This window comes from Rhodomicrobium sp. R_RK_3, assembly GCF_002198715.1.
Taxonomy (GTDB): Bacteria; Pseudomonadota; Alphaproteobacteria; order Rhizobiales; family Rhodomicrobiaceae; genus R-RK-3.
In genome coordinates this window covers 247,852-260,434 of record NZ_MWLK01000008.1, presented here as the reverse complement: position 1 = coordinate 260,434, position 12,583 = coordinate 247,852, and the positions used below count along the sequence as shown (strand labels likewise).

Genomic DNA, 12,583 nt, shown 5'->3' with positions numbered 1-12,583 from the left:
TGAGGGGGTAATGCCTCTCCGTGTGGCAAAGCGCCGTCCTACCGATAGGCATTACCCCCTCACCCCAGCCCATGGGAGAGGGAGTTCGGCTGCGGCTTGGGTTAAAGGCTGAGCACTGTCCCGGTCGCTCCGCTCATCCGCCCGGACCACCTACGCGTTTTGCCATCTCCGCCTGCGCCCAACGAACGAATTCCAGCACGGCCTGCGAGGGCTCGTTGCGCCGGTAGACCATATAGACATCGGCGACGATCACCGGCTTCACCGGGCGGAAGATCACGTCATTGCTGGTGAACTTCGCCGTCGAGGCAGGAACCAGGGACACGCCGAACCCCGCCGCGATCAGGCTCGGGATGGATTGCGAATCCACCACCTGCTGGGAAATCCGCGGCAGGAACCCCGCATCGACGCAGGCCGTCTGCAGGCCCCGCGCGAATTCGGAGGAGTCCGGATGCAGCATCACATGGTCGTCGTCGCGCAGTTCGGCGAGCGGCACCACGGACCGCCGCGCCAGCCGGTGGCCCTTCGGCAGGATCACCCAGACCTCCTCGCGCCAGGCCAGCGCGCTCGCCAGTTCCTCCTGCGAGGCGACGCTGCGATTGAAGCTGATATCAGTGCGATATTCGATCACCGCCTTGACCTGCAGGGCCGGGGCCTGCTCGTGGATGGTGGTGCGGACGTCGGGCATCCCCCGCCGGTAATCGGCGAGCAGCTCCGCCAGCCCGCCGCGCAGGATCGCCCCCGTCGCGCCGATGTCGATCTTGCCCGACCGTCCCGCCCCGATGAACCGCACCTGCTGGCGCGCCTGTTCGGTCTGCGCCAGGATTGCCCGCGCCTGGGTCTGAAGCTCCGCGCCCGCCGCCGTCAGCTCGACGCGGCGGCTGGTGCGGTTTAGCAGCTTGGTGCCGAGCTGCGCCTCCAGCTGCTGAATCTGCTGCGAAAGCGGCGGCTGCGATATGTTGAGGCGCCGCGCCGCCCGGGTGAAGGACAGCTCGTCCGCGACGACGAGGAAATAGCGAAGCTGGCGCAGATCCATAGCGCAATCATATCAATCGATCCAAACCATATATTGGACGCAACGCATCCCGCACCGCAACATTGCATTCAGTCGGCCGCGCGGGGCTGGCATCGTTCTTGCTCCTTCCGAGGGGAGCCAGGGTCTGCAACTGGCGAGTGAAAGGGATATTGATGACTTCGCTGCAAAAAATCCGAGGGGCGGCTGGCGCGCTCGGCTGCATGGCGCTGCTGGCGCTGTCCGGCGCACAAAACGCCTCCGCCAACGCGCTCGACGACATCATGAAGGCCAAGGTCATCAAGATCGCGGTGCCGCAGGATTTTGCCCCCTTCGGCTCGGTCGGCACCGACATGAAGCCCGCCGGCTATGACATCGACATGGGCAATTACATCGCCGCCGAATTGGGCGTTAAGGCCGAGATCGTGCCGGTCACCAGCGCCAACCGCATCCCGTACTTGCAGACCAAGAAGGTCGATCTCGTCATCTCGAGCCTGGGCAAGAATGCCGAGCGCGAAAAGGTCATCGATTTCTCGAGCGCCTATGCCCCGTTCTTCTCGGGCGTCTACGGCATCAAGGACGTCGCCGTCGCCAAGGTCGAGGACCTGGACGGTAAGACCGTCGGCGCGACGCGCGGCGCCATCGAGGAGCAGGAACTGACCAAGACAGCTCCTGCCTCGGCGACGATCAAGCGCTATGAAGACAACAACGCGACGATATCGGCATTCATCTCCGGCCAGGTCGATCTGATCGCCACCGGCAACACGGTTGCCGCCTCGATCGCGGACAAGAGCGCGGCGCGCAAGCCCGAGCTGAAATTCGTCATCAAGAACAGCCCCTGCTTCGTCGGTTTGAACAAGGGCGAGCCGGAATTGCTGGCCAAGGTCAACGCGATCATCGCCAAGGCCAAGGAAACCGGCGCGCTGACCAAGCTATCGGAGACCTGGCTGAAGGCGCCGCTGCCGGCGGGGTTTTGAGGGCAAGAGCCCCCCTCACCCACCCGCCTTGCGGCGGGAGCCCTCTCCCTCAAGGGGAGAGAGCAAGTGGGCGCCTCTCGTTTTTAGCCCTCCCCCCTTGAGGGAGAGGGCGGGCGCGCAGCGACCGGGTGAGGGGTAGCCGCGGGGGCGCAGCTTAGCGGTCGGCCTGCTCGGGGCGAGATCGTTATCGGAACGGCCCGCCTCACTCTCAGACGAAATCCCCGCGCAGGCGGGGACCCAGTACTCCGCAGCATGGGCGGTTAGGCAGAGTGGATCTGAGTTTGTGATTACTGGATCCCCGCCTGCGCGGGGATTTCGAAAAAATTGAGCCGACCAGCACCAGCCCGGGGGCCTCGCCATGATCTACCAGCTCAGCTTCGGCGATCTTCTGCCCTACTGGGACGTGCTGGCGCGGGGCCTTGCCTTCACCATCATCCTCACCGCCGTCTCGACCGTCGCCGGCATCGGCCTCGGCACGGCGGGGGCGGGGGCGCGGACCTTCGGGCCGAAATGGGCGGGCTACGCGGTCGGCGTCTATGTCGAGCTGATCCGCAACACGCCTTTCATCGTGCAGCTCTTCTTCGTCTTCTTCGGCCTGCCCGCGCTCGGCGTCAAACTGACCGAAGCGCAGGCGGCCTTCCTCGCCATGGTCATCAATCTCGGCGCCTACTCCACCGAAATCATCCGCGCCGGCATCGAGGCGGTGCCGAAGGGCCATATCGAAGCGGGCCTCAGCCTCGCCATGTCGCGTTGGGAAATCTTTCGCTACGTCGTGCTGAAGCAGGCCTTCATGAAGGTCTACCCGGCGCTGTCCTCGCAGATCATCATCGTCATGCTCGGCTCGGCGGTGGTCTCGCAGATCTCGGCGGAGGACCTGACCTACGCGGCCAATTTTATCCAGTCGCGCAATTTCCGCGCCTTCGAAGCCTATTTCGCCGTCGCGCTGCTCTATCTGCTGCTGGCCATCGCCATGCGCGCCGTACTGCGCGGCATCGGCCGCCTCGTCTTCCCGAAGGTTTGAGCCATGGCCGATTTCACCTTCTCCGTCATCCTCAACAACCTGCTCTGGGCGGCGCGGTGGACGGTGCTGCTGTCGCTGATCGCCTTCGTCAGCGGCGGCATCGTCGGGCTGATCGTGCTGTTCGGCCGCGTCTCCGACCATTGGGCGCTACGGCTCCTGACCGCCGGATATATCGAGTTCTTCCAGGGCACGCCGCTGCTGATGCAGCTCTTCCTGTTCTTCTTCGGCGTCGCCCTGTTCGGCATCGAGGTCAGCCCGTGGGTTGCCGCCTGGCTCGCCCTCACCTTCTGGACCAGCGCCTTCCTGTCGGAAATCTGGCGCGGCTGCGTCGAGGCTGTCCCGCGCGGGCAATGGGAGGCGTCATCGACCCTCGCCATGAGCTATTTCGAGCAGATGCGCTACGTGATCCTGCCGCAGGCCGCCCGCATTGCCGTCGCCCCGACCGTCGGCTTCTCAGTGCAGGTCATCAAGGGCACGGCGCTCGCCTCGATCATCGGCTTCGTCGAGCTGACCAAGGCCGGCACCATGCTCAACAACGCCACCTTCCGGCCGTTCCTGGTCTATTCGCTGGTGGCGCTGATCTATTTCTGCCTGTGCTTCCCGCTGTCCTGGTACGCCAAACGATTGGAGGGCCGCCTGAATGTCGCTCGTTAGCATCACCGACGTCCGCAAGAGCTTTGGGCCGGTCGAGGTGCTGAAGGGCGTCTCCATGCAGGTGAAGCGTGGCGACGTGGTCGCCATCATCGGCCGCTCCGGCAGCGGCAAGAGCACGCTTCTGCGCTGCATCAACGGGCTGGAGAGCTTTCAGTCGGGCAGCATCTCGGTCGATGGGCTCGAGGTCGGCAACGGCAAGACCGATTTGCGCACGCTGCGCCGCTATGTCGGCATGGTGTTCCAGCAGTTCAATCTGTTCCCGCATCTGACGGCGGGCGAGAACATCATGCTGGCGCCGACCGTCGTTGCCAAGACCTTGAAGGGCGAGGCCCGCCATGTCGCCGAGCAATTGCTCGCCAAGGTCGGGCTGGAAGGGAAGTTCGACGCCTATCCGTCGCAGCTTTCGGGCGGGCAGCAGCAGCGCGTCGCGATTGCGCGGGCGCTCGCCATGCGGCCGACGGTGCTGCTCTGCGACGAGATCACCTCGGCGCTCGATCCGGAGCTGGTGAATGAGGTTTTGCGCGTCGTCGAGCAACTGGCGAGCGAGGGCATGACCTTGATGCTGGTCACGCATGAGATGCGGTTTGCGCGCGATGTCGGGACGAAGCTGGTGTTCATGCATGCGGGGCGGGTGCATGAGGAGGGGCCGCCGAGGGAGCTTTTCGCCAATCCGCAGACGCCGGAGCTGGCGCAGTTCGTCAGCGGGCTGAATTGACGATGTGGCAAAGCCCCCTCACCCACCCGCCTGACGGCGGGAGCCCTCTCCCTCAAGGGGAGAGGGCAAAGAGGCGCGACCGGCGAGGTGACTCCTTTCATCTGGCTCAGCATGGCCCTCTCCCCTCGTGGGAGAGGGCGGGCGCGAAGCGGCCGGGTGAGGGGGCGCGGACGTTCAGACCTATCCGCCAGCCCCAACCCGACTGACCGTTAGCAGCGAAAGCAATGACCATGACACAGGATGCCGGCATGGCCGGGCGGATCGTCCGGCGTATCGGTGAACTGGCCGCCATCTCGGCCAGCCCCGACGGGCTGACCCGCATCTGCTTCTCCGACGAGCACCGGCGCGCCGCCGAGCTCATCCTCGGCTGGATGGGCGAGGCCGGACTCTCCGCGCGCATGGACGAAATCGGCAATGTCGTCGGCCGCTACGAAGGCGGGACACCCGGCCTGCCCTGCCTGATGCTCGGCTCGCATTACGACACCGTTCGGAACGCAGGCAAATGGGACGGGCCGCTCGGCGTGCTGACGGCGCTCGAATGCGTCGCCGACATCGCCCGGCGCGGGCTGCGCCTGCCCTTCGCGCTGGAAGTCGTCGGCTTCGCGGACGAGGAGGGGGTGCGGTTTTCCTCGACGCTGCTCGGCAGCCGCGCCATCGCGGGCAGTTTTGACGAAGGCGCGCTGGAAGCCAGGGGGGATGACGGCTTGAGCCTGCGCGAGGCCATGGCCGCGTTCGGCCTCAGCCCCGATGCCATCAAGAAGGCCGCCCGGCGGCGCGGCGACATCCTGGCCTATGTCGAATTGCACATTGAGCAGGGGCCGGTGCTGGAAGCGGAAAACCTGCCCGCCGGGGTGGTGACGGCCATCAGCGGCGCGAGCCGCTTCCTCATCACCCTCGACGGCATGGCCGGGCACGCCGGCACCGTGCCGATGCGCCTGCGCCGCGACGCGCTGGCCGGGGCCGCCGAATGCGTGCTGGCCATCGAAAAACTCTGCGGCGGCGATCCGCGCCTCGTCGGCACGGTCGGCCAGATCGCCGCCGAGCCGGGCGCGACCAACGTTATCCCCGGCCGTGTCCGCTTCACCGCCGACATCCGCGCCGCCGACGACAGCGTGCGCAAGAAAGCCGTCTCGGCGGTGATCGACGCTATTGACGAGACCGCCTCGCGCCGACGCCTGAAGGCGCGCATCGCCAAGACCCATGAGAACGGGACCGCCCTTTGCGCGCCCTGGCTGAGGGCGCAGCTCGGCGAGGCGATCGCGGCGGATGGCCACCGGGTGCTGGAATTGCCGAGCGGGGCCGGTCATGATGGCATGGCCATGATCGACATCACCGACATCGCCATGCTGTTCGTGCGCTGCCGCGGCGGCGTCAGCCACCATCCGGACGAGCATGTCCCCGACGAAGATGTCGCGTCCGGCGCGCGCATCCTTCTGAGTTTCATCGAAAATTTCCGACCGCAAGCGAAGGCCAGCCTATGAGTTCCGACGACACCGCCGCCATCCGCGAATTCCTGGAATGGTCCCGCGACAACCAGACGGCGTTCCTGGCCGCGCTGGTCAAGGTGCCATCGGACAATCCGCCGGGCGATTGCCGTCCCCATGCCGAGCGGGCCGCCGCCCTGCTGGAAGCGCTCGGCTTCACCGTGGAGCGGCATGATGTGCCTGAGGAGCTTGCCGCGCGGAACGGCATGATCTCGGCGACGAACCTCGTCATCCGCGAGCGGTTCGGCGACGGGCCGGTGGTCGCGCTGAACGCGCATGGCGACGTGGTGCCGCCCGGCCTCGGCTGGACGCATGACCCCTACGGCGCGGAGATCGCGGACGGGGTCATGTATGGGCGGGGCGTCGCGGTGTCGAAATCCGATTTCGCCACCTATGGCTTCGCGCTGCTAGCGCTGAAACATGCGGCGGCGCGCGGCGCGCGCATCGGCGGCACCGTCGAGCTGCATCTGACCTATGACGAGGAGGCGGGCGGCCTGATCGGGCCTGGCTTTTTGCTGGAGCGCGGCATTTCCAAGCCGGATTACGCCATCTCGGCCGGATTTTCCTACGACATCGTCACCGCCCATAATGGCTGCCTGCATCTGGAGGCGGAGATCGTCGGCCGCTCCGCGCACGCCGCCATGCCGGAGACCGGGGCCGATGCGCTGGAAGCCGCAACGGGTGTTTTGGCCGCGCTCTACGAGCTGCGCCATGCCCTGCGCGAGCGGGTGTCGCCCGTGCCCGGCATCGGCGCGCCGGGGCTGACGGTCGGGCTGATTTCGGGCGGCATCAATACGAATGTGGTGCCGGACAAGGTGACGATGCGCATCGACCGCCGCATCACGCCCGAGGAGGGCGCGGAGGAGGCCGAGGCGGCGCTGCGCGCGCTGATCGAGACGGCGGCCGGGCGTTATCCGGGGATTTCCGTGCAGATGCGGCGCATCCTGATCGCCGCGCCCTTCGTGCCGATGCCGGGGCAGGAGCGGTTGATCGCGGCGATCCAGGGCCGCGCGGAGGAGGTGCTCGGCGAGGCCGTCGCGACGAAGGGTGTGCCGATTTATACCGATGCGCGGCTCTACTCGGCGCAGGGCATCCCGACGGTGCTTTACGGCGCGGGGCCGCGCACGCTGCTCGAGGCGAATGGGCATCGCGCGGACGAGAAGCTGAAGCTGGATGATCTGTATAAGGCGACGGAGGTCGTGGCGCTCGCGGTGCTCGATTTGCTGTCGCCGCAGCTGGCTGAGTGAACCCGGATGGGGTCAGCGGGGGCGTGGTGCTGGCGGCAAGAGTCTTAGCTGCATCGGCGCATCCGCGCCGATGGTGTGCCCACTTGGCCGTGGGCCCCGGCGGGTCAACGGAGACGCAGGACTCGCGGCCGTGTGCACTGCATGGGATCAGGACGTTTCTTGGGAATGATTGTGCCCAAAGCCGCTGGCGAAGCATTTGCGTAGGCCCCCCCGGGGCCCACGGCCAAGTGGGCACACGGCCAGCGCGGAGGCGCTGGCCAACACTAAGAGTCTTCGCGCGGCCGCGAGCACCGCGGTCGGGCGGGGTGAACACATTGTCGAGCCTTGGGGCTGAAAAAGCCCCCTCACCCACCCGCCTGACGGCGGGAGCCCTCTCCCTCGAGGGGAGAGGGCGAAGAACGAGACGCCCCTGTTTTTGCCCTCTCCCCTTGAGGGAGAGGGCGGGCGCCGTCAGGCGACCGGGTGAGGGGGAGCCACAAGCCGCAGCTTGACCTACTGAGCGACAAGTCGGGAGAACACGCCATGGCCGCCAAATTCGACACCATCATCCGCGGCGGCACCGTCGCGACCGCCAGCGAGACCTTTGCCGCCGATGTCGGCATCCGCGCGGGGCGCATCGCGGCGCTCGGCGACGACCTCGGCGCGGCCGACGACGTCATCGACGCGCGCGGCAAGCTCGTCCTGCCCGGCGGCATCGACAGCCACGTCCACTTTGCCCAGCCGAGTGGCCCCGGCATCGTCATGGCTGACGACTTCGAAAGCGGCACCTGCGCGGCGGCCTTCGGCGGCAACACGCTCGTCATGCCGTTCTGTATGCAGGAGCGCGGCACCGGCCTGCGTCAGTCGCTGAAGGACTACCACGCCAAGGCCGAAGGCCGCTGCCACATCGACGTCAGCTTCCACCTCGTCATCTCAGACCCGACGCCGCAAGTGCTCGGCCAGGAATTGCCGGCCCTCGTCGGCGAGGGCTACACCTCGTTCAAGGTGTTCATGACCTATGCCGACCTGGCGCTAACCGACTTCCAGATGCTCGAGGTCTTCTCGGTCGCCCGCGAGACCGGCGCGCTGGTGATGGTCCACGCCGAGAATGACGACGCCATCCGCTTCCTCACGGAAAAGCTCGAGCGCGCCGGGCAGACCGCACCGAAATTTCATGCCACCTCGCGCCCCATCGCCGTCGAGCGCGAGGCGACGCACCGCGCCATCAGCCTCGCCGAGATCGCGGATGTGCCCGTGATGATCGTGCATGTCTCCAATGGCGAGGCGATGGAGCAGATCCGCTGGGCGCAGAGCCGGGGGCTAAAGGTGTTCGGCGAGACCTGTCCGCAATATCTCGTCCTCACGGCGAAGGATCTCGACGGCCTAAACATGGAGGGTGCCAAGCTCGTCTGCAGCCCGCCGCCGCGCGACGAGGCGAGCCAGAAAGCCTGCTGGCTGGGCCTCGAAACCGGCGTCTTTCAGACCTTCTCCTCCGACCACTGCCCGTTCCGCTATGACGACCCGCAGGGCAAGCTGACGCCGAAGGGCCGCACCAGCTTCCGCTGGGTGCCGAACGGCATCCCCGGCGTTGAGACGCGGCTGCCGATCCTTTTCTCCGAGGGCGTCGGCAGGGGCCGCATCACGCTGAACCAGTTCGTCGCGCTGAGTTCGACCAACCACGCGCGCATGTACGGCCTCCTGCCGCGCAAAGGCGCCATCGCCATCGGCAGCGACGCCGACATCGCCATCTGGGACCCGGAGCGCGAGGTGACGATCAGCCAGGACTTGCTGCATCACGGCTCGGACTACACGCCCTATGAGGGCATCGCCGTGAAGGGCTGGCCGGTGACGACCATGGTGCGCGGGCGTGTGGTCACGCGGGACGGCGAGCTGGTCGGCAAGCTGGGCCACGGCGAGCATGTCGCGCGCGATAAGTCGCCGTTCGCGGCGGCGGTGGGTGTCCCGCAGTGAATATCGCCCGCGTTCGTCGTCCCGGACGCCGCGAAGCGGTGAGCCGGGACCCAATCATCGAACCACAAGTGCTGCGTCAAGAGGTGAAGCGAGTGGGCCCCGGCTCTGACGGCCGGGGCGACGGAATAGGGGGTGGGCCCGAAATCCCTCTCGATCTCAGTCCGCCAGCGCAACCCGGAACGGCGTCGCCAGCGACACCAGCTCCGTATCCGCCGAGGAGCCGTCGAGCCACATGACGATGGCGAAGGTGGAGGGGCGGTTGAGGCAGGCCATCGGGTGATGCCAGACATCGGCGCGGAAGGTGATGCCCTGGCCGCCGGGGACCAGGAAAGCCCGGCCCCGCTCGACATCCGGGCCGCCATCGGCGGCGTGGGGGGCGACGATGGCGAGGTAGCCGTCAGCGTCCACCGGCACGAAGCTTTGCGAGGAGAATTGGTGCCGTTCCATCACCACGGCGTCGAGCGGCACCGCGACCGGCTCGGCCACAGCCAGCGACACGCTTGGCCGCGCGCCCGGCCGGGCGTTGCTCAGACTGGCGTCGAAATAGTCGCGCCCCGGAGCGGCGGGCGGCACCAGCAGCTCGCCGAAGGGGGCGAAGGCTTCGGCTGAGATCGGCTCGGCGAGGATGGTGCGCATCGGCTGGGTCCCGAAAGAGCGTGCGGAAAAATCAGAGGCGGACCATGATCGATTTGAAACGCGCGATCAAGGTCTTGGATCGCAACCGGAGCATCGGGGCAAGCGCCATGCATCTCAACATCGTCAATCCCAACACCACCGCCGCCATGACTCGGACGGTCGCCGAAGCCGCCGCGCGCGTCGCCCGTCCCGGCACCAGCATCCGCGCGGTGGAATCCGCCTTCGGCCCGGCCTCCATCGAGGGCGCCTATGACGACGCCTTCGCCGTGCCGGGCCTGCTGGCGCGCATCGCCGAGGGCGAGGCGGACGGCGCCGATGCCCACGTCATCGCTTGCTTCGACGATACCGGCCTCGACGCGGCGCGCGCCCTGGCCGAGGCGCCCGTCGTCGGCATCGGCGAAGCGGCCTTCCACATGGCGAGCCTGATCGCCCATCGCTTCACCGTGGTGACGACGCTTGCGCGCTCCATCCCCGTCATCGAAACCAACCTTCTGCGCTACGGCCTCGACCGCCGCTGCGCCCGCGTCCGCGCCGCCGATGTGCCGGTGCTCGAATTGGAGAACCCGGCCTCGAACGCCCGCGCCCGCATCGGCGCCGAGATCGAGCGCGCGCTCGGCGACGACGGCGCGGAGGCCATCGTGCTGGGCTGCGCCGGCATGGCCGATCTTGCCGCCTCGCTGTCTGCGGAATTCGGCGTGCCGGTCGTCGACGGCGTCGCGGCGGCGGTGACGCTGGCCGAAGCGCTCGCCGCGCAAGGGCTCGCCACCTCGAAGCGGCGCGCTTACGCCTCGCCGCTGGCAAAACCCTATTCCGGGCTGTTCGCGCCCTTTTCGCCCAAGGGCTAAGCCACTGGTTTCGCGTGCCAGCCCGGGATTCTGCCTATAATCTGAGCATGGATTGCATACAAGCGTGCCGCCTAGCGCGGCATTCCCGCCGCTGCTCGGCTGAGCGGCGGCGCTTGACTGGCACGGTCCTTGAAAGGTGGGTCGGCAGATCAACTGGAGGGACATATGCGACAGCCCGATTTGGCGCGCCTCGGTGGCGCGCTGTTCCTAGCCGGGATGCTGGCCGGCCCGATGCCCGCCGCCCGGGCCGAGTCCGTCGTCCGCATCGGCATGACCGCCGCCGACATCCCGCGCACGCTCGGCCAGCCCGACCAGGGCTTCGAAGGCAACCGCTTCACCGGCAACACCATGTATGAGGGCCTGACGCTGTGGGACCTGTCCTCGGCGGACAAGCCCAGCGTCATCATCCCCGGCCTCGCGACCGAATGGGCACCGGACGCCGCCGACAAGACCAAATGGGTGTTCAAGCTTCGCCCCGGCGTCAAATTCCATGACGGCTCCGATTTCGACGCCGACGCCGTCGTCTGGAACGTCGAGAAGGTCTTGAAGCAGGACGCTCCGCATTTCGATCCGAGCCAGGTCGGCGTGACGGCCTCGCGCATGCCGAGCCTGCGCAGCACCAAGGCCATCGACAAGATGACGGTCGAGCTGACGACGGCGGCTCCCGACGCCCTGCTCCCGATCAACCTCGCCAATCTCTTCATGGCCAGTCCCGCCCAGTGGAAGAAGCTCGAAGCGGCTGTTCCCGCCAGCGTCACCGACCCGAAGGAGCGCGCCAAGCAGGCCTGGGCGGCCTTTGCCGGTAGCGCCTCGGGCACCGGGGCCTGGAAGATGGACAAGTTCGTGCCGCGCGAGCGGCTGGAGCTGGTCAAGAATGCCGGCTACTGGGACGCCAAGCGCGTGCCCAAGGTCGACCGGCTGGTGCTGCTGCCGATGCCCGAAGCCAACGCCCGCACGGCGGCGCTGCTCTCGGGCCAGGTCGAGTGGATCGAGAACCCGGCGCCCGACGCGCTGCCGCAGATCAAGCAGCGCGGCTTCGTGATCCAGGCCAATGAGCAGCCGCATGTCTGGCCCTGGCAGTTCAGCCGCATCGAGGGCTCGCCCTGGAACGACATCCGCGTCCGCAAGGCCGCCAATCTCTGCATCGACCGCGACGGCATGAAGGACGGCCTGCTCGGCGGCCTGATGGTCCCCGCGACCGGCACGTTCGAGCCGGGGCATCCCTGGCGCGGCAATCCGAAATTCGCGATCAAGTACGATCCGGATGCGGCGCGCAAGCTGATGCAGGAAGCGGGCTTTTCGGCCGACAAGAAGCTGAAGGTGAAGACGCAGACTTCGGCCTCGGGCTCGGGCCAAATGCTGCCGATCCCGATGAACGAGTTCATCCAGCAGAGCCTTGCGGAATGTTTCTTCGACGTCGAGCTGGACGTGATCGAGTGGAACACGCTGTTCACCAACTGGCGCAAGGGCGCCAAGGACGATTCGGCACGCGGCGCCAATGCGACCAACGTGACCTATGCGGCGATGGACCCGTTCTTCGCCATGATCCGCTTCCTGGATTCCAAGATGGCGCCGCCGGTGTCGAACAATTGGGGTTTCATCAACGAGCCGGAATACGACAAGCTGGCGGCGGATGTGCGGGTGGCGTTCGAGCCGGCCGCGCGCGACAAGGCGCTGGCCGCACTGCACGAGCGCTCGGTGGACGAGGCGGCGTTCCTGTGGGTGGCGCATGACGTCGGCCCGCGCGCGATGAGCCCGAAGATCAAGGGCTTCGTGCAGCCCAAAAGCTGGTTCGTGGATTTTTCGACGATGACGCTGGAGTAACGGGCCGCGACCGCCCGCGTGCGGCAGGGCTGCAAAGCCCCCTCACCCGGTCGCTTCGCGCCCGCCCTCTCCCTCGAGGGGAGAGGGCTGACCCGAGCCAGATGAGAGGCGGCACCTCGCCGCTTGCGCCATTGCCCTCTCCCCTTGAGGGAGAGGGCTCCCGCCGTCAGGCGGGTGGGTGAGGGGGAGCCGCCGGCACAGTGGGAGACCAAGCGGAACGG

Annotated in this window: 11 protein-coding genes; 9 read left to right on the top strand and 2 right to left on the bottom strand. The window is 67.2% G+C overall.

What is annotated here, in order from left to right; genetic code table 11:
• Positions 1-133: 133 nt before the first annotated feature.
• Complete coding sequence (locus tag BLEFHOIH_RS04895; protein WP_088343386.1) at positions 134-1,033, bottom strand: LysR substrate-binding domain-containing protein; 900 nt, start codon at positions 1,031-1,033, stop codon at positions 134-136.
• Positions 1,034-1,233: 200 nt separating this feature from the next.
• On the opposite strand from BLEFHOIH_RS04895, the gene BLEFHOIH_RS04890 reads away from it, so the two are divergent.
• From BLEFHOIH_RS04890 to hydA, 7 genes are all read left to right on the top strand, one after another.
• Complete coding sequence (locus BLEFHOIH_RS04890; protein WP_245296871.1) at positions 1,234-1,986, top strand: transporter substrate-binding domain-containing protein; 753 nt, start codon at positions 1,234-1,236, stop codon at positions 1,984-1,986.
• Positions 1,987-2,344: 358 nt separating this feature from the next.
• Complete coding sequence (locus BLEFHOIH_RS04885) at positions 2,345-3,007, top strand: amino acid ABC transporter permease (RefSeq protein ID WP_088343384.1); 663 nt, start codon at positions 2,345-2,347, stop codon at positions 3,005-3,007.
• 3 nt (positions 3,008-3,010) lie between these two features.
• Positions 3,011-3,661: an amino acid ABC transporter permease gene (locus BLEFHOIH_RS04880; protein WP_088343383.1), complete on the top strand. Its 651-nt coding sequence runs from the start codon at positions 3,011-3,013 to the stop codon at positions 3,659-3,661.
• A complete protein-coding gene (locus tag BLEFHOIH_RS04875) occupies positions 3,648-4,376 on the top strand; it encodes an amino acid ABC transporter ATP-binding protein (protein WP_088343382.1) in 729 nt (242 codons plus the stop codon). Before BLEFHOIH_RS04880 ends, BLEFHOIH_RS04875 begins: the two co-directional genes overlap by 14 nt.
• Positions 4,377-4,600: 224 nt before the next feature.
• A complete protein-coding gene (locus BLEFHOIH_RS04870) occupies positions 4,601-5,857 on the top strand; it encodes an allantoate amidohydrolase (RefSeq protein ID WP_088343381.1) in 1,257 nt (418 codons plus the stop codon).
• Positions 5,854-7,107 carry a M20/M25/M40 family metallo-hydrolase gene (locus tag BLEFHOIH_RS04865; RefSeq protein WP_088343380.1) on the top strand — a complete coding sequence of 418 codons (1,254 nt, stop codon included), beginning with the start codon at positions 5,854-5,856 and terminating at the stop codon, positions 7,105-7,107. The genes BLEFHOIH_RS04870 and BLEFHOIH_RS04865 overlap by 4 nt, the downstream gene beginning before the upstream one ends.
• Before the next feature lie 522 nt (positions 7,108-7,629).
• Positions 7,630-9,057 (top strand): dihydropyrimidinase, encoded by a 1,428-nt coding sequence (gene hydA, locus BLEFHOIH_RS04860; RefSeq protein ID WP_088343379.1) that lies wholly within the window; start codon positions 7,630-7,632, stop codon positions 9,055-9,057.
• 156 nt (positions 9,058-9,213) lie between these two features.
• Here hydA and BLEFHOIH_RS04855 read toward each other — a convergent pair whose 3' ends face one another.
• The gene (locus tag BLEFHOIH_RS04855; RefSeq protein ID WP_088343378.1) at positions 9,214-9,693 is read right to left on the bottom strand and encodes an ureidoglycolate lyase; all 480 of its coding nucleotides are present in this window, start codon (positions 9,691-9,693) and stop codon (positions 9,214-9,216) included.
• A 107-nt stretch (positions 9,694-9,800) separates the two neighbouring features.
• Between BLEFHOIH_RS04855 and BLEFHOIH_RS04850 the strand changes: the two genes are divergently transcribed.
• Together BLEFHOIH_RS04850 and BLEFHOIH_RS04845 are read left to right on the top strand one after the other, a co-directional pair.
• Entirely contained in the window at positions 9,801-10,538 is a 738-nt protein-coding gene (locus BLEFHOIH_RS04850) for an aspartate/glutamate racemase family protein (protein WP_088343421.1), read from the top strand.
• 216 nt (positions 10,539-10,754) lie between these two features.
• Positions 10,755-12,362: an ABC transporter substrate-binding protein gene (locus tag BLEFHOIH_RS04845; protein ID WP_245296870.1), complete on the top strand. Its 1,608-nt coding sequence runs from the start codon at positions 10,755-10,757 to the stop codon at positions 12,360-12,362.
• Positions 12,363-12,583 lie beyond the last annotated feature (221 nt).